Genomic DNA, 16,032 nt, shown 5'->3' with positions numbered 1-16,032 from the left:
GCCTATTCCACGGTCACCGATTTCGCGAGGTTGCGCGGCTGGTCGACGTCGGTCCCCATCACGACAGCCGTGTGATAGGCGAGCAGTTGCACGGGGACGGCATAGACCATCGGCGTGAAGGCCGCCGCCATGTCGGGCATGACGATGGTGACGAGGGACTCCACGGTCGCCTCTTCCGCGCCCTTTGCATCCGTCATCAGGATGATGTTGCCGCCGCGGGCGGCGACCTCCTGCATGTTGGACACCGTCTTTTCGAACACGCGGTCGTAAGGCGCGATCACGACGACAGGCATGGTCTCGTCGATCAGCGCGATCGGCCCGTGCTTGAGCTCGCCGGCGGCATAGCCCTCGGCGTGGATGTAGGAGATCTCCTTCAGCTTCAGCGCACCTTCGAGCGCAAGCGGGAAGCTGGTGCCGCGGCCGAGATAAAGCACGTCGCGGGACCTGGCGATCCTGTGCGCGAGCTTTTCGATCTGCGGCTCGGTGGTGAGCGCATCCGCCATCAGGCGCGGGACCTCGACGAGGCCGTGGACCAGCTTCGTCTCGTCCTCCTCGGACAATTCGCCGCGGGCCTTACCGGCCGCGATCGCAAGGTTCGCCAGCACCATGAGCTGACAGGTGAAGGCCTTGGTCGAGGCAACGCCGATCTCGGGGCCGGCCAGCGTCTGCAGCACGATCTCGCTCTCGCGGGCGATCGTCGAGGTCGGCACGTTGACGACAGCGATCGTGTGCACGCCTTCGGCCTTGGCATAGCGCAGCGCCGCCAGCGTGTCGGCGGTCTCGCCCGACTGCGAGATGAAGATGGCGAGATCGCCCTTGCGCAAGGGCGCTTCGCGGTAGCGGAATTCGGAGGCCACGTCGACCTCGACCGGCACGCGCGCAAAGCGCTCGAACCAGTATTTGGCGACGTAGCCGGCATAGCTCGCGGTGCCGCACGCCGTGATGTTGATGCGCTGGATGTCCTTGAAGTCGAAGGGAAGCTTGACCGGCAGCGCGACGCGCTCGGTCGCCATGTCGACGTAGCGCGCCAGGGTGTGGCCGACCACTTCCGGCTGCTCGTGGATCTCCTTCGCCATGAAGTGGCGGTAGTTCGCCTTGTCGACCAGCGAGGTCGAGGCGGCATGCTTGATCTTGTCGCGCTGGACGGCATTGCCGTCCTTGTCGAAGATATCAGCGCTCTTGCGGGTCAGCACCACCCAGTCGCCGTCTTCGAGATAGCTGATCGTGTCGGTGAACGGGCCTAGCGCGATGGCATCCGAGCCCAGATACATCTCGCCGTCGCCATAGCCGATCGCCAGCGGCGGTCCGTTGCGGGCGCCGATCAGGAGGTCGTCGTCGCCGGCGAAGATGAAGCCGAGGGCGAAGGCGCCGCGCAGGCGCCCCAGCGCCAGCCTGACCGCTTCGACCGGCTTGTTGCCGCGGGTGAGGAGATCGTCGACGAGATGCAGCACGATCTCGGTGTCGGTCTCGGTGTGGAACACCGTGCCCTTCTTCTCGAGTTCCTCGCGCAGCTCGCGGAAATTCTCGATGATGCCGTTGTGGACCACGGCGACGCGCTCGGTCGCGTGAGGATGGGCGTTGTTGACGGTCGGCTTGCCGTGGGTGGCCCAGCGGGTGTGGCCGATGCCGGTCGTGCCCTGGAGCGGTTCGGCGCGCAGCCGCGCCTCCAGATTCTTCAGCTTGCCTTCGGCGCGACGGCGCTCGAGGTGCTTGCCTTCGAGCGTGGCGACGCCAGCCGAGTCGTAACCGCGATATTCAAGACGTTTGAGCGAATCCACCAGCTGCTCTGCAACCGGCTCGCGCCCGAGAATGCCGACAATCCCGCACATGCGGATCACTATCCCCCAAATCGTCGAAAAATCGCCTAAACGACGCGCTCGGTTTTTAGCGAATTTGCTAAGAAAACAGATACTCAATAATTATTGCTGATTGAGACAGCTCAGCGTCGGCCTGCTCGACTGCGTCGGATTGCCGGCGTTAAACCGCGTCGATTAACTCCTTGTCAATCAAATTGACCAACGATTCCCCCTCAGGGAGTTATGGCCATGAAGGGCTCATCCGACCGCAAAGGCTTGTCTTCGACGCTCGTGCGCGCCAGCGATAGCACGGGTACGCATCTCGCGCATTGGCCGCCGCCCCAGCGCGCCATGGAGCGGGGCAAGGAAAGCAAACCTGCCCTCGTCACGCAGACCGCCATCGAACCGGCAAAGCGCGCCAGGCCGCGCGGTTGGCGCCTGGCGCGCGCGATGTTCTCGGACGTCGCCGACGACGACTAGCCCCGTTATTTCTCAGTCTTGCTGCCGCCCGTCTTCAACTCGCGATAGCGCGCGGCGCCGCCTTCGCGGATGGTCTGCTGGCCGCGCTCCAGCGCCATGGCATCGTCAGGCACGTCTTTCGTGATCACCGAGCCTGAGCCGATATAGGCCCCGTTGCCGATCTTCACGGGGGCGACCAGCGAGGAATTGGTGCCGACGAAGGCCCCCTGCCCGATGACGGTCTTGTGCTTCTTGAAGCCGTCGTAGTTGCAGGTGATGGTGCCGGCGCCGATGTTGGAATTGGCGCCGACGGTGGCATCGCCGATGTAGGAGAGATGGTTGACCTTGACGCCGGCCTCCAGCGTCGCCGCCTTGGTCTCCACGAAATTGCCGATGCGCGCGCCGTCGCCGAGCGAGGTGCCGGGCCGCAGGCGCGCATAGGGCCCGATCGAAACGTTCTTGCCCAGCGTCGTCTGCACGATGTGCGAAAAGGAATGGATCACGGTGCCGTCGGCGATCGACACGCCGGGGCCGATCACCACGAATGGCTCGATGGTGACGTCCTTGCCGAACACGGTGTCGGCGGAGAAATGAACGGTCTCTGGCGCGATCAGCGTGACGCCGGCCTCCATCGCAGCTTTCCGCAAGCGCGCCTGCATCACGGCTTCGGCTTCGGCGAGTTGCGCCTTGGTGTTGATGCCGCGCACTTCGTCCTCGCTGGTCTCGATCACCACGGACTCCCACCCCTGCTCGCGGACGATGCCGACGGCGTCGGTCAGATAATATTCGCCCTTGGAATTCGCATTGCCGATCTTGTCGAGGATCGCGAGCGCCCGGCGACCGTCGATCGCCATCACGCCGGCGTTGCACAAATCGATCTTGCGCTCTTCGGCGCTCGCATCGGCCTGCTCGCGGATCGCCACCAGGCGTTCGCCCTCGACGATGAAGCGGCCATACCCCGTTGGATCGGCGGCGCGGAAGCCGAGCGCGGCAAGCGCGGCGCCCCCGGCGAGCGGCGCGCGCAGCCGCGCAAAGGTCTCGGCCGAAATCAGCGGCGTATCGCCGAAGGCAATCAGGAGATCGTCCACGCCGCGTGCGATCGCCTCCCGTGCCGCCAGCACCGCATGCGCGGTGCCGAGCCGCTCGGCCTGCACCAAGGTGAGCGCGTCGGGCCTGAAGCGCCTTGCCTCTTCCGCAACAGCCTGGTGGTCGGGACCGATCACGACCGCGAGCGAGGTGCCGGTTCCCTTGGGTGCCGCCGCAAGCACGTGGGCAAGCAACGTCTGGTGGGCCACCGGATGCAGCACTTTCGGCAAGCGTGAGCGCATGCGCGTGCCTTCGCCGGCGGCGAGCACGATCGTAAGGCTGGAACGGACGGTCATCGAAATCCTGTCAGATACGGCCGCATCAACTGGCGCGGCGGGCGGGCCGCCCTCAAAAGCTCTCGCCTTGCTACCCCCGCAAACGCCCGGAATACAAGTGCGACGGGGTTTTCCTGTTAATGTTCCCTGATTGATTCGGGGAAGCCGGACAGGGCTGGGCACTTAACGTTCATGGCAAAGGATTCCGACCCACTGGCGGATGCCTTCGGCACCAAGGAGACCGGCGGGCTGTTCTCCGGGCTTGTAGCCGAGGAAAGCGCGTTTGACCGCCGCATGATGTGGCGGCTGGGCTCATGGGGCGTGGCGGCCGTGGGCGCCGTCGTCATCGCGGTATTGGCCAATCAGGCCCAGCTCGGCTGGCGGCGCGACCAGGTTGCGTCCGCCGATCTCGCGCGCCAGGCGGAGCGGCTCCAGGTGCTGACCAAGGAGAGCCAGAACGAGGCCCGCCGGCTCGCGGCCGCCATCGAGACGCTGAACACGGATCGCGACCGGCTCTATTCCCGCGTCACCGTCGTGGAGCAAGGGCTCGATTCCGTCACCGGCGCCATCGCCAGGCAGCCCACCACACCGCCGCAGGCTGGGAAGCCGCAGGACGCCGCGCCCGCGGCCCCCAGCGTCGCGCCGGTCGCCTCGACCCCCGCCGGCGACAAGCCGCGGACCGAGGCCGCCAAGGACGCGCACAAGGAAACGGGCAAGGAGACTGCAAAGGAGCCGTCGAGCCTGCCGCCGCAGACTGCCGCCGCAGCCTCGCTCGCGCACCAGCCCCTGGCAACGAATTCTGCGCTGCCGACGATTCCACTGGTGCCCTCCAAGTCGATCATGGCGCCGCCCGACCCGGCCGCGTCGAAATTGACTCTGCCCGAGCCGAGCGAGAAGGCCGCCGAGAAGAAGGCCGAGCCGGCGCCCGCCCCGACCGAAGTCGTCGCGATAGCCGCGAAGGCGCCCGAGGCAGCCGAGAATGATTCCCCCGCCATCGCGATTCAGCAGACGCGTTTCGCGATCGACCTCGGCGGCGCCAATTCAGTCGACGGCCTGCGCGCGCTTTGGCGCAGCCTGAGCAAATCCAATCCGGAGATCGCAGCGCTGCGGCCGATCATCATGATCAAGGAAGGCACCACCGGGCTCGGCATGCAGCTCCGCTTGGGGGCCGGCCCGCTGGTCAACGCCGCCGCTGCCGCAAAATTCTGCGCGAGCCTCGCCGAGAGCGACCGTCACTGCGAGACCACTGTCTTCGACGGCCAGCGCCTGTCGCTGCGTGGCGGCCAAGACAAGGGCCAGGAGAAGGGACAAGAGAAGTCCCAGGACAGAGTTTTGGAGAAGAACTCCGAGAAGAACCAGGACGCGGTCCCGCAAGCCGAAACCGCGCCCGTCGCAAAACCCGAAAAGCCGGACAAGCGCCGCCGCGGCTATTCCTCCAAGCGCTCGTCGAAGCGCGAGGAGCCCGCGCCCCCGCCTGCAGCGCAGCCCGCGCCGGCCAAGCCGGAGACCGCGTCGGCGGCATCGACATTGACGTCGTTCTTCCGCCGCTAGTCTCCGCCCCGGCGCAAGCTGCTTGCACGCGGCGATCAGACGCTTGGACCTGAGTTGCCCTTTCGCAGCGGGCTTGCGTTGATTCTACGGCGCGCGATAAGCGTCGCCCCCGCCGGCTTGGACTGAAATAGCGGGCATACCAAATGATACGGAAGAGGTCGGCGTAAAACGGCAGTATCCGCGACGGATTTGATTCGGAGCGGAGATGACGGACGCCAAGTTTCTGCGGGAGCAACTCGCGCTGATCCGGGAACTGGCAGAGAAGGCGGATCCCTACATCAGGAAGCGACTGCTCGCATTGGCCGAGACATACGAGCGACGGCTCGCGGACCAGAAGCGGGCGACGCAAAGCCGGCTTTGACGGCTCCTCGCGCGAGCCGGATCAATGGAAATATCACCCGCCCTGTTGCCTGCCCGCGCCATCGCGACCATATTGCCGCCATGACAAAAAAGCCCTTCCGCCTCTCGCCCTACCAGGTCCAGTTCCTGATCGTCGTCGGCTTCGCCTCGGTCGGCTATGCGCTCTATTTGCGCTACCTTGCGATCGAGCTGTCGCAGGTCGCGCTCGCCTGCGACGCCGGGCTGCAGACGCTGCTCTGCAAGGCGCGGTCGGTCTCGACGGTGCTGTTCAAGAATTCGGTGTTCGGCATCGTCGCGCTGGTGGTTGCGACTCTGAACCTGATGCGGCCGTCGATCGTGCTGCTCACCGTCGGCATCGTCGCCGCCGGCCTCGGCATCGTGCTCTACAACGTCGTGCTGTCGGGCCTGGCGATCGGCCTGTTCATCCTTGGGTTTGCTCGGCCCGCGCCCGCCACAGCGTGAGCGCGAACAACAGATAGATCGTGCAGGTCCACAGCGACTGCCAATTGTCGCGACCCTCGTTGAACAGCACGAAGACGGCCGACAGCGCCAGTACCCCCGCGAACACCGATTCCGCGATCGGACGCTGGCCGATCTGCGGCCGGTTCAGCATCAACAGCGCGAACGGCACCACCGCCATCGTCAGCGCGGCGTAGGGGAAATCCTTGTAGCGCGGGTCGAACACGAAACCGAGCGCCGTGTCGGCCGCGATCACCGCCGTCACCGCGAGCGTCAGGCCGAGCACGGCGGTGAGCTTCGACCATTTGCGGCCCTCGCGCGGGCCGAGCAGATCGAGGAAGGTCGGAAGGCTGCGGCCGATCACCATCGCCTGCGCGCAGAAGATCGGCGACAGGATCCCGGCCGCGAGCAGCGCGCCCCAGAGCAGCCAGCCGCCGATGCCGTAGCTCTCGTAATACATCTTGTCGGCGCCGATCCCGAGCAGGCTGCCGGCCGTCGTCGCCGAGATGGCGACCCCGAGCCAGGCCGAGAAGCGCGGCGTCCACGGCCGACGGCGCAGCGTGATCATCGCCACCGCGAACACCAGCACGCACAGACCCATGCCCGCGCCCATGTACCATTTCCAGAGCGGGAAATTGCTGATGGGCTGGCCCGGCGGATATTTCAGGGTCCGGCGCACCGAATCGTACAGGCCCCAATAGCCGCCGACGGTGCCCTCCAGCTTGCGCTTCCACGGCTGATCGTAGGACTCGATCAGATTGACGCGGAATTTCTGCGCCTTCGCCAGAGCCAGGATTTCCGAGACCACCCGCGCCTGGTTGGCGCGTGACGGCAGCGCGCCGTCGCGCATGCGCCCCTCGCTCGGCCAACCGGTCTCGCCGATCAGGATTTCCTTGCCGGGAAACGCCACCGCCATGCGCTCGCGGATCGCCTCGACATGGGCGGAGGCGAACTTCGCCTTGACCGGAAAGTCTTCCCAATAAGGCAGGATGTGGATGGTGACGAAGTCGACGGCGTCATAGACCTCGCGGTTCTTCAGCCAGAACTCCCAGACGTCGGCATAGGTGACGGGCACGCTGACCTGCGTCTTGACCGAGCGGATGATCGCGACGAGATCCGCCGTCGTCATCTCACCGCGCAGCAGCACCTCGTTGCCGACGATGACCGCGGTGATGATGCCGGGGAATTCCTTGGTGAGGCGAACGGCGAGCGCGGCCTGCTCGAAATTCTTGGCTCGGTTGCTGGAGAGCCAGATGCCCTGCAGCACCTTCAGCCCGCCGACCTTGGCGGCGATCGCCGGCACCTGGTCGAGCCCGTTCTCCATCGAATAGGTACGGACGCAGTCGGTGATTTCCCTGAGCTGGCGCAAATCCTGCTCGATCTGCTCGGCCTCGATATGGGTCCACGCCTCCAGCGGCGTCTGCTCGCCGCGGAACGGCGCGTAGGAGACGCATTGCACCTTCTCGGCGGGATCGATCGGGGCACGCGCGAGCGTGATCGGCGTCGCCAACCACCACCACACGGCAGCAATCGCACCCAGTGAAACGATCAGAAGCGCCAGTGGCGTACGAAGAGAAATCGGTTCCGTCCTCCGCGAAGGGTCCGTCGATTACCTGCTTGCACGCCGTCTGCCAAGGGGGTGTCCCGATGCCGATCCGCTCCACCCCTGCGGGAATCCGGCCGCAGCCGTTCGACCGTCACCTAGCATCGTGACTTTGCTGGACAAAATTCCAAATTCAGGTCATGGACTCCGAAAGACTTTTCCGCCGCATTGGAGACCCATTTGGACGCCATCACCGGCGCGTCCGCGGGATCCTGACGCGGACGGGCAGCGGATACATTGGGGAATTCATGCGGCAACGGGTGTTCGAGTCACGAAATGCGGTCCTGCGGCAGTTCGCCGCCACGCTGGCCGTCTCCTGCCTTCTCGTTCTCGCCGGTCTCGGTGGCGCTTCCGCCCAGAGCGGCACGCCCGCCCCCGAGCAGGGCAAGGCCGCGGCCCAGCCCGCTGACGCCGCTGCCAAGGACGCCGCCCAGAACCAGCGCCGCACCGACGAGTTCGCCGAGGCTGCCCAGGTCATCAACGGCCCGGCCGGCAACCCGGAATGCGTCTGGCTCGGCCGGCGCGTGGTGCGGCTGATGTGGCGGGATGACCTCGATACCGCGTTCCGCCATCTCGACCTTTACGACCGCTTCGGCTGCCCCGGCGGCCACATCCAGGCCGCGTTCCGCTGCTTGACCCGCTTCGGCGGCCAGATCGATCCCAAGGTCGCCGAGACCCTGGACAGCCGCGTGCACGCCTGCTGGATCAACCCGGCAGCCCAGCCGCAGCAGGCGGCGGCCGCGGCGTCACAACCCGCAGCACCGGCGTCAGGCAATCCGCCGGCACCGCAGCCCGCCGCAAGCCCCTCGCCGGCGGCGAGCCCGTCGCCCACGCCCCCGAAATAACCGCGATCGTTTCAGCTGTCGTTCAGGAACGGTCGGCGATAGAGACGATTGGCACTGCCGCGCGTTTTCTGGAAAAGGCCATGCCCTTATAAGGACATGAGACCATGACAGTTGTGAAACCGCGCGGCAGAGGTATGCTCCCTTTGCCGCGGACTTGGTCGGATCTCGGGGTCGGATCCGCTTCCCTGCCCCCTCAGCCCCTTTTGGTTTAGCCGCGATGCGCGTTGTCGCCGCCGTTTTGTTACTCGTGTCCGCGCTTCACGCCGGCCTCTGGGGAGTTCTGCGCGACAAGGAACCCGCGCCGGATTTCAAGGGGCTCCTGCCCAGCGTCTCGTACGCGCCGTTCGAAGGCTCGGCCCACCCCGACATCGACAACATCCCGTCCGTCGAGAAAATCCGCGCCGACCTGAAGACGCTGTCGACCATGACGCGCGCCATCCGCCTCTACTCGTCCACCGGCGGTGTGGAACTGGTGCCGCCGATCGCGGCCGAGTTCGGCATCAAGGTCACCGTCGGCGCCTGGATCGACAAGGACAAGGATCGCAACGAGCGCGAGATCAAGGCGGCGATCGAGCTTGCCCGCAAGAACAGCAACGTCGTCGGCGTCGTCGTCGGCAACGAGGTGATCTACCGCGGCGAGCAGAAGGTCGAAGACCTCATCGACATGATCAAGAAGGTGAAGGGCTCGGTCCGCGTGCCCGTCACCACCGGCGAGATCTGGAACATCTGGCGCGACAATCCCGACCTCGGCTCCAGCGTCGATTTCATCGCCGCCCACGTGCTGCCTTACTGGGAAAACTTCCGCTCGGACCAGGCGGTCGACCAGGCCGTTGATCGCTACAATCTCCTGCGCAACCTGTTTCCCGGCAAGCGCATCGTGATCGCCGAGTTCGGCTGGCCGAGCCAGGGCTACAATTTGCGCAACGCCGACCCGGGTCCGTTCCAGCAGGCGCTGATCCTGCGTAACTTCGTCAACCGCGCCGAAGCCATCGGCATGGAATACAACATCGTCGAGGCCATCGATCAGCCCTGGAAGTTCTTCGAAGGTGGCGTCGGTCCGTATTGGGGCATCCTCAACGCCAGCCGCGAGCCGAAATTCGCCTGGACCGGTCCGGTCGAGAATCCTGATTATTGGAAGCTGATGGGCATCGCGCTGCTGGTCGGCGTCCTGCTGTCGCTGCCGATCCTGCGGATTGAAAAGCCGACCGTGAAGCAGGCCTTCCTGCTGTCGGCGAGCGCCAACGGCGTCGGCGCCTGGGCCGCGATCGTGTTCGAATTCTGGAACAGCCACTACTTCATCTTCGGCTCGGCCTTCGCGCTGACTCTCGGCATGATCCTGCTCGTTCCGCTTGTCCTCATTGCGATGGCGCGCATCGACGAGATCGCAGCCGTCGCCTTCGGCCGGCCGCCGCAGCGGCTGATCACGAAGGACAAGCCGGTCGCAAACGTTCCCGAAACCTACTGCCCGAAAGTCTCGATCCACATCCCGGCCTATTTCGAGCCGGTCGACATGCTCAAGCAGACGCTGGATGCGCTGGCGCGGCTGAACTATCCCAACTACGAATGCGTGGTCATCATCAACAACACGCCGGACCCCACGTTCTGGCAGCCGATCCAGGATCATTGCCGCGCGCTCGGTGAACGTTTCAAGTTCATCAACGCCGAGAAGGTGCAGGGCTTCAAGGCCGGCGCGCTGCGCATCGCGATGGACCGCACCGCGGTCGACGCCGAGATCATCGGCATCCTCGACGCCGACTATGTCGTCGAGCCCGACTGGCTGAAGGACCTCGTGCCCGCCTTCGCCGACCCGAGCGTCGGCCTCGTGCAGGCGCCGCAGGAACACCGCGACGGCGATCTGTCGATCATGCACTACATCATGAACGGCGAATATGCCGGCTTCTTCGACATCGGCATGGTCCAGCGCAACGAGCTCAACGCCGTCATCGTGCACGGCACGATGTGCCTGATCCGCCGCGCCGCGATGGACATGGCCGGCGGCTGGTCGTCCGACACGATCTGCGAGGATTCAGATCTCGGCCTCGCCATCCAGGAGCTCGGCTGGACCACGCAATACACCAACACCCGCTACGGCGCGGGCCTGTTGCCGGACACCTACGAGGCTTTCAAGAAGCAGCGCCATCGCTGGGCCTATGGCGGCCTGCAGATCGTCAAGAAGCACTGGCGCCGCTTCCTGCCCGGCGCGAGCCGGCTGACCGCCGACCAGAAGCGCGAATACGGCCTCGGCTGGCTGAACTGGCTGGGCGCCGAAAGCCTCGGCGTGGTCGTGGCGCTGCTCAACCTCGTCTGGGTGCCGATCGTCGCCTTCGCCGACATCGCCATCCCCGACAAGATCCTGACGCTGCCGATCATCGGCGCCTTCGTGGTCTCGCTGGCGCACTTCCTGTCGATGTACCGCGCCCGCGTCGCCATCAAGCCCGGCCAGATGCTGGGCGCGATGATCGCGGCGATGAGCGTGCAATGGACGGTGTCGCGCGCGGTGGCGCAGGGCCTCATCACCGAGCACATCGCCTTCGCCCGCACGTCCAAGGGCGGCCTGAGCCGGATGTCGATCGAGTTCCAAGCGTTCTGGGAGGCCGTGATCGGCGCCCTCTTGCTGATTGGCTCCGGCGTCCTGATCGCCAGCAACAGCTTCCGCCAGATCACTGAGATCTACATCTTCGCCGGCGTGCTGGTGCTGCAGAGCCTGCCGTTCCTGGCCGCGGTTGCGATCGCCATCCTCGAGCTCAGCCGCATCAACTCGTTCCAGTTCTGGCACGACAGCGCGATCCGCACCGCCGAGCTGATCGGCCTGCGCCCGGTCGCACTCCCCCCCGTGGGTGCACCGCAAGCCGTGACGAACGAGGTGCGGCGGGAGACGAAGGTGACCGGCTGACCTCGCCTTGCGGCCATCCTTCGAGACGCCAGCCCCCGGCAGGCCCTCAGAATGAGATCGTGCGCGAGGCAAGGTCGTGGACCCTCATGATGAGGTGCCCGCCAAAGCAGGCGTCTCGAACCATGGAGGCCGAGCTCCTTCGGTACCCCTCGGCAGTTCAGCGTGGATGATGGCTCGACAATCAAGTTGAGAGCCCCGGCCTAACCAGCGGAGACAGCAAGCAAATCCCCGCGCCTGCCGCGAGTTTCGGCAACCACCCAAGCTATTGACCTCAGCGCCCCATCACCCTACACAGCGCGAGCCGAAAGCATGATCCGGAAACAGCCGGTTTTCCCCACGACGCCCACAAAGCGTAGCGGCAAGACATGCTTCTCGAATGTCCGAATAAGATGGCGATCTCTTCAAGCCATCAGCGGCCATGGGAGCGCGTAGCTCAGCCGGTAGAGCACGTGACTTTTAATCACGGGGTCCTGGGTTCGAGCCCCAGCGCGCTCACCACAAGCCTCTGTAGATTCTAGAATATTTTTTCCTACCAAGTCCAAACGGTTGGCAATTTGAGCAGTCAGTTGGCAATCGGAAAACCTGCGCGGTGAACTGGTTCTATGCCTGTTCTCACTCTGACTTCTGCCTCAATGCATTCCCGCGCGGCACGAGGACGATGACATGTCGCTACTAGTTAAGAGCCATTGCCTCACTTCGAGCCCGCATTCATGGGGCCAAAGGGTGAGTATGCCCAAGGGGCGTCGCACGATGCGCCGGCGAGCCCGTGACGGCACAACACATGGTCGTGCTTCAATGGAAATTTCCTGCTATCCGCTCGCTACGAGAGGGATTTTCACCGCCTCCTTGGAGTTGGCAAACCCCCTTTTTTCGTGCCCGTTATCGCGCGTTAGCTCGAAAAGATTGTCAACCGCAAACGTTGAAATCATTATGAAAAATGCCTTGAGCACATTTCTTTTAATCACGGGGTCCTGGGTTCGAGCCCCAGCGCGCTCACCACTTAAGTCACTGGTTGAATTTCAAAAGCCCGATTGATGGCGTTCGCGTCAGGCAGCCAAAATGACATGGGGACCCGTTGGGGACCCCTAGCACGCCGACAGCCGCTGACACTCTTTCACGGTGGAGAGAGCGGTTCGATTCCGCTAGGGAGCGCCAGCAAAATCAATCACGTACAGTCGCGCGCTGCCGCCGTGTCCGACACATGGCCAATAAATGCGCATGGACTCCTTGGCCCTGTGTTGTCGACCTCGCGCTTCCAGATCCTCCTCTTGGCAATTGGAGCGTCAGCGCCGACGGCAACACGCCCGACCCCAATCCTCTGCTTCCTTGATGCCCTCTCAGCTCATCGCCATACAGGCCGACAGATCATCTGCGGGCTGGGAGCAACTGCTGAACGTCCGATGTCACGGCAGGAACCGGGTGATGCCTTCGCGCATACAGGCGAGGATTTCATCCTGTCGCTCCTCCAGGCGAGAGACCGGGCCGCCTACGCCGAGGACAAGCTGGCGCCCGAAGTCACGCTTCGGCAGCAGGACTGCAATGACCCCCGCGTCCTGAACGATGATGTGTCTTGAAAACATATAGCCATCGCGCCGGATGCCGTTGACGATCTTCATCAGCGCATTCAGTTCGAAGTGCTCTTCCCTGGGGCAAACGGCATTGATGCGGCGCAGGAGCCGCTCGATCTCGACGTCGGTATGGCCGCTGAGCAACGTGCGCCCGATGCCACTGATCGCAAGCGGACGCACGTCGCCGGACTTCACTTCGAACCGGAGACGCTTGCTGGTTTGCAGGGCGTGAATGTATTGCGCATGCAGATCGGATTGCGTGCTGATGCTGACGAGTTCATCGAGTTTCCCGTGAACGAAGTCGACCAGCGCCAGGATGGCGCTATCGCCGAACAGCCCGGTGTCGAGCCATCGGCCCATCTGGGCGATGCGCATCGTCGGCATGTAGGTCCGATTGTAGCTGTCGTAGAAAAGGTATCCGAGCATCGCCATGCTCTTCAGCAACGCAGCGGCGCTGGACGTCGGATAGTCGCACTTCGCCGCGACCTCCTTCAGCGAAACCGGACGCTTCACATCCTCGAAGTATTCGAGGACCTCGAAGATCCGCTTGGCTGACTTGATGCTCGAATCCATCATTTACACATATGTGGAGATGACTTCGCCCGTGGAGCGGAGTGATGATCTGACGGAAGGGCGCCAAAGCTTGGCGCAAGCTAGGGCCTCAAGGCCGCTGATGCAACGATTTTCCACATATATAGAAATAGAACTACATATATGTAATATGATGGACTCGCAGGGTCCTCGCTCTTAGTGTGTTTCCCGGTCAGCAAGGCTGCGGCGCCGGAGCCGCTAAAAAAAACAAACCGCCACGACAAGTGGCGCATGCGTGCAGGGAGGCGTCCATGGAGACGGGAATGAATTGTTCTTCTGCGATCGACTGATGTCGACCAGCCGCAGCGCGGGCCTCCCGCCGCCGAGTTGAACCTCCGCGCGACCATTCTCCAAGATATCAAGCCGTCGTGTTGACGTTGGCCGGGCCGCCGCGCGCAGCGTCGGCAATGCCTCTCAAGACAGATCAGGGATTTGCGTATGGATTACCGATTGCCTGAAGGCAGCTGCGATTGTCATTTTCACATCTACGGCCCCTTCGATCGCTTTCCGCCGGGAGATGAGGGCCGCTTCACTGCCGCAAAGCCATTTACGATCGAAGACGCCTTTGCCATCTGGGGCAAGCTCGGCATCACGCGCGGTGTCATCGTCCACGCGGTCGGATCGGGAGACGACAACGCCGTCACTTACGATGCGCTGCGCCGCTACCCTGACAGGCTTCGTGCCGTCGCAATCCTGCGGCCCGATGTCTCGGATCGGCGGCTCGATGAACTTACCGACGCTGGTTTCAAAGCGGGTGCGCGTCACCATGATCCGGCAGGATGGCAAGCCGGTCTCGACGCTCGGTACCAGCTACGACGATCTCGTCAAGCTCGCCCCTCGGATCGCGGAACGCGGCTGGCATGCGCAGCTGTGGATCGAGAGCTCAGATCTTGCCGCCGCCGCACCCGAGCTCGAGAAGCTGCCACTGAGCTACGTGATCGACCACATGTCACGTACCATGGCCGACAAGGGGCACGATCATCCGGATTTCCGCGCCTTCACCGACCGGCTGAAGACGGGGCGTTACTGGACCAAGATCTCCGGTGCCGACCGAAACACGCGCGTCGGCCGCCCCTATGCGGACACAGCGCCCTTCATGCGCGCCATCGTCCAGGCAGCGCCGGACCAGGTCGTGTGGGTCAGCGATTGGCCGCACGTCGGCCACAGCGCCGAGACGATGCCCGATCTCCAGGACCTGCTCCGGCTGCTGCATGACTGCGTTCCCGACGAAGCCACCCGCTGCAAGATCCTGATCGCCAATCCGGCGCGGCTCTACAATTTCTGACAGGACTGAGGATACTTTGGAGAACAATAAAACACTGCCGCTCGACGGCGTGATCGTCATCGATCTTGGCCAAGTCTATCAGGGCCCGTATGCCGGTTTCCTGATGGCCCAGGCCGGCGCGACCGTCATCAAGGTGGAGCCGCCGAACGGCGAGCCGGTGCGTCATCGCGCCCGCATCAGCAAGGGCAACGCCGTCCCGTTCGCGATGCTGAATGCTAACAAGCGCAATATCAGCCTCAACCTGAAGTCGCCCGACGGCGTCAGGGTCCTGAAGGAGCTCGCGGCGAAGGCCGACGTGCTGATCGAGAACTACGCGCCCGGCGTGCTCGATCGACTGGGCGTCGGCTATGCTGCACTCAGCGCTGTTAATCCACGGCTGATCTACGGCTCGGCGACCGGTTACGGCCTGTCAGGTCCCAGCCGGGACAATCTGGCGATGGACCTTACCATCCAGGCCGTGTCTGGCATCATGAGCGTAACGGGATTTGCCGATGGCCCTCCGGTCAAGGCGGGTCCAGCCATCACCGATTTCATCAGCGGCGTGCATCTCTACGCCGGCATTCTTACCGCGCTGTACGATCGCGAGAAGAGCGGCCGCGGCCGGCTGGTCGAGATCGCGATGGTCGAGACCGTCTATCCGGCAATGGCCTCGAACCTGGCCGATGTCTTCAATCGCAAGGCAGCGGCTCCCCGCACCGGCAATCGTCACGGCGGGCTCGCCGAGGCACCCTACAATGTCTATCCGGCATCCGACGGCTATGTCGCCATCATTAGCGTCAACGAAGCTCACTGGGCCGGACTGACGCGCGCGATGGGGCGGCCGGAGCTGGCCGACGACGTCAGGTTCAAGACCGTGCTCGACCGCCTGAAGCACATCGATCTAACGGACCAGATCGTATCCGAGTGGTCCTCGCAGCTCGTGCGCGACGAGATCACCGAGCTTTGCCGTGTTAACAGGGTGCCCTGCGCCGCCGTTCGCGACCTGCGCGAAGTGACCGAGGACAAACACCTCCACGCCCGCGGCATGCTGCGCGAGATCGAGCATCCGGAATACGGCGACATCCTCGTTCATCGCAGCCCGCTGGTGCTGCACGATACGGCGGCGCCGGACTACGTCCCCTCCGCGCGTCTCGGTCAGCACAATGGCGAGGTCCTGTCGCAATATCTCGGCCTGTCCGAAGGCGAGATCGACGCGTTGCGCCGTGCCGGCGCCATCGCACAAGCATGACGAACATCGAGGCGCGAATGTCCCGGTCGGCGA

At 64.2% G+C, this 16,032-nt stretch carries 12 protein-coding genes, 1 tRNA gene and 1 pseudogene; 10 read left to right on the top strand and 4 right to left on the bottom strand.

The window, feature by feature from the left end:
- Window positions 1-2 precede the first annotated feature (2 nt).
- Window positions 3-1,829, bottom strand: coding sequence for a glutamine--fructose-6-phosphate transaminase (isomerizing) (gene glmS / locus C7G42_RS19485; RefSeq protein ID WP_106950590.1), 1,827 nt, complete (start codon window positions 1,827-1,829; stop codon window positions 3-5).
- A 216-nt stretch (window positions 1,830-2,045) separates the two neighbouring features.
- Here glmS and C7G42_RS19480 point away from each other — a divergent pair, with 216 nt between their 5' ends.
- On the top strand, window positions 2,046-2,276 hold the full coding sequence (locus tag C7G42_RS19480) for a hypothetical protein (protein WP_106951053.1): 231 nt from the start codon (window positions 2,046-2,048) through the stop codon (window positions 2,274-2,276).
- A 5-nt stretch (window positions 2,277-2,281) separates the two neighbouring features.
- On the opposite strand, the gene glmU is transcribed toward C7G42_RS19480, so the two are convergent.
- The gene (gene glmU / locus C7G42_RS19475) at window positions 2,282-3,637 is read right to left on the bottom strand and encodes a bifunctional UDP-N-acetylglucosamine diphosphorylase/glucosamine-1-phosphate N-acetyltransferase GlmU (protein WP_106950589.1); all 1,356 of its coding nucleotides are present in this window, start codon (window positions 3,635-3,637) and stop codon (window positions 2,282-2,284) included.
- A gap of 171 nt (window positions 3,638-3,808) precedes the next feature.
- Here glmU and C7G42_RS19470 point away from each other — a divergent pair, with 171 nt between their 5' ends.
- The 3 genes from C7G42_RS19470 (at window position 3,809) to C7G42_RS19465 (ending at window position 5,989) form a co-directional block, all read left to right on the top strand.
- Complete coding sequence (locus C7G42_RS19470; protein WP_106950588.1) at window positions 3,809-5,167, top strand: hypothetical protein; 1,359 nt, start codon at window positions 3,809-3,811, stop codon at window positions 5,165-5,167.
- A 205-nt stretch (window positions 5,168-5,372) separates the two neighbouring features.
- The gene (locus C7G42_RS35340) at window positions 5,373-5,528 is read left to right on the top strand and encodes a hypothetical protein (protein WP_199581006.1); all 156 of its coding nucleotides are present in this window, start codon (window positions 5,373-5,375) and stop codon (window positions 5,526-5,528) included.
- An 80-nt stretch (window positions 5,529-5,608) separates the two neighbouring features.
- Window positions 5,609-5,989: a hypothetical protein gene (locus C7G42_RS19465; protein WP_094973989.1), complete on the top strand. Its 381-nt coding sequence runs from the start codon at window positions 5,609-5,611 to the stop codon at window positions 5,987-5,989.
- Here the strand turns inward: C7G42_RS19465 and C7G42_RS19460 are convergent.
- Window positions 5,949-7,508 carry a glycoside hydrolase family 17 protein gene (locus C7G42_RS19460; protein ID WP_245427832.1) on the bottom strand — a complete coding sequence of 520 codons (1,560 nt, stop codon included), beginning with the start codon at window positions 7,506-7,508 and terminating at the stop codon, window positions 5,949-5,951. The two genes, C7G42_RS19465 and C7G42_RS19460, sit on opposite strands and share 41 nt — an antisense overlap.
- Before the next feature lie 329 nt (window positions 7,509-7,837).
- On the opposite strand from C7G42_RS19460, the gene C7G42_RS19455 reads away from it, so the two are divergent.
- From C7G42_RS19455 to C7G42_RS19445, 3 genes are all read left to right on the top strand, one after another.
- On the top strand, window positions 7,838-8,434 hold the full coding sequence (locus C7G42_RS19455; RefSeq protein WP_106950586.1) for a beta-1-3, beta-1-6-glucan biosynthesis protein: 597 nt from the start codon (window positions 7,838-7,840) through the stop codon (window positions 8,432-8,434).
- Window positions 8,435-8,651: 217 nt separating this feature from the next.
- Window positions 8,652-11,327 carry a glycosyltransferase gene (locus C7G42_RS19450; protein ID WP_106950585.1) on the top strand — a complete coding sequence of 892 codons (2,676 nt, stop codon included), beginning with the start codon at window positions 8,652-8,654 and terminating at the stop codon, window positions 11,325-11,327.
- Between the two features lie 422 nt (window positions 11,328-11,749).
- Window positions 11,750-11,825 (top strand) — tRNA-Lys (locus C7G42_RS19445).
- Window positions 11,826-12,730: 905 nt separating this feature from the next.
- On the opposite strand, the gene C7G42_RS19440 is transcribed toward C7G42_RS19445, so the two are convergent.
- Window positions 12,731-13,468, bottom strand: a complete 738-nt coding sequence (locus tag C7G42_RS19440; protein ID WP_245427830.1) for an IclR family transcriptional regulator — start codon at window positions 13,466-13,468, stop codon at window positions 12,731-12,733.
- A 456-nt stretch (window positions 13,469-13,924) separates the two neighbouring features.
- Between C7G42_RS19440 and C7G42_RS36130 the strand changes: the two are divergent.
- The 3 genes and pseudogenes from C7G42_RS36130 to C7G42_RS19430 form a co-directional block, all read left to right on the top strand.
- Window positions 13,925-14,233 (top strand): annotated as a pseudogene (locus C7G42_RS36130) (amidohydrolase family protein); the annotation flags it as partial.
- A gap of 19 nt (window positions 14,234-14,252) precedes the next feature.
- Window positions 14,253-14,771: an amidohydrolase family protein gene (locus C7G42_RS35865; protein WP_245427826.1), complete on the top strand. Its 519-nt coding sequence runs from the start codon at window positions 14,253-14,255 to the stop codon at window positions 14,769-14,771.
- A 16-nt stretch (window positions 14,772-14,787) separates the two neighbouring features.
- Window positions 14,788-15,999, top strand: coding sequence for a CaiB/BaiF CoA transferase family protein (locus C7G42_RS19430; RefSeq protein ID WP_106950583.1), 1,212 nt, complete (start codon window positions 14,788-14,790; stop codon window positions 15,997-15,999).
- Window positions 16,000-16,032: the final 33 nt, after the last annotated feature.

The sequence above is a fragment of the Bradyrhizobium sp. MOS003 genome, assembly GCF_003020125.1.
Lineage (GTDB): Bacteria > Pseudomonadota > Alphaproteobacteria > Rhizobiales > Xanthobacteraceae > Bradyrhizobium.
The sequence above is the reverse complement of the archived record's forward strand: the minus strand, read 5'-3'. Positions and strand labels throughout refer to the sequence as shown.

Excerpts from the sequence above, each read along its gene's own strand:
- C7G42_RS19455 (WP_106950586.1), top strand. The coding sequence starts at position 7,838 with ATGCGGCAACGGGTGTTCGAGTCACGAAATGCGGTCCTGCGGCAGTTC.
- glmS (WP_106950590.1), bottom strand. The coding sequence starts at position 1,829 with ATGTGCGGGATTGTCGGCATTCTCGGGCGCGAGCCGGTTGCAGAGCAG.
- C7G42_RS19470 (WP_106950588.1), top strand. The coding sequence starts at position 3,809 with ATGGCAAAGGATTCCGACCCACTGGCGGATGCCTTCGGCACCAAGGAG.
- C7G42_RS35340 (WP_199581006.1), top strand. The coding sequence starts at position 5,373 with ATGACGGACGCCAAGTTTCTGCGGGAGCAACTCGCGCTGATCCGGGAA.
- glmU (WP_106950589.1), bottom strand. The coding sequence starts at position 3,637 with ATGACCGTCCGTTCCAGCCTTACGATCGTGCTCGCCGCCGGCGAAGGC.
- C7G42_RS19465 (WP_094973989.1), top strand. The coding sequence starts at position 5,609 with ATGACAAAAAAGCCCTTCCGCCTCTCGCCCTACCAGGTCCAGTTCCTG.
- C7G42_RS19480 (WP_106951053.1), top strand. The coding sequence starts at position 2,046 with ATGAAGGGCTCATCCGACCGCAAAGGCTTGTCTTCGACGCTCGTGCGC.
- C7G42_RS19440 (WP_245427830.1), bottom strand. The coding sequence starts at position 13,468 with ATGGATTCGAGCATCAAGTCAGCCAAGCGGATCTTCGAGGTCCTCGAA.
- C7G42_RS35865 (WP_245427826.1), top strand. The coding sequence starts at position 14,253 with ATGATCCGGCAGGATGGCAAGCCGGTCTCGACGCTCGGTACCAGCTAC.
- C7G42_RS19450 (WP_106950585.1), top strand. The coding sequence starts at position 8,652 with ATGCGCGTTGTCGCCGCCGTTTTGTTACTCGTGTCCGCGCTTCACGCC.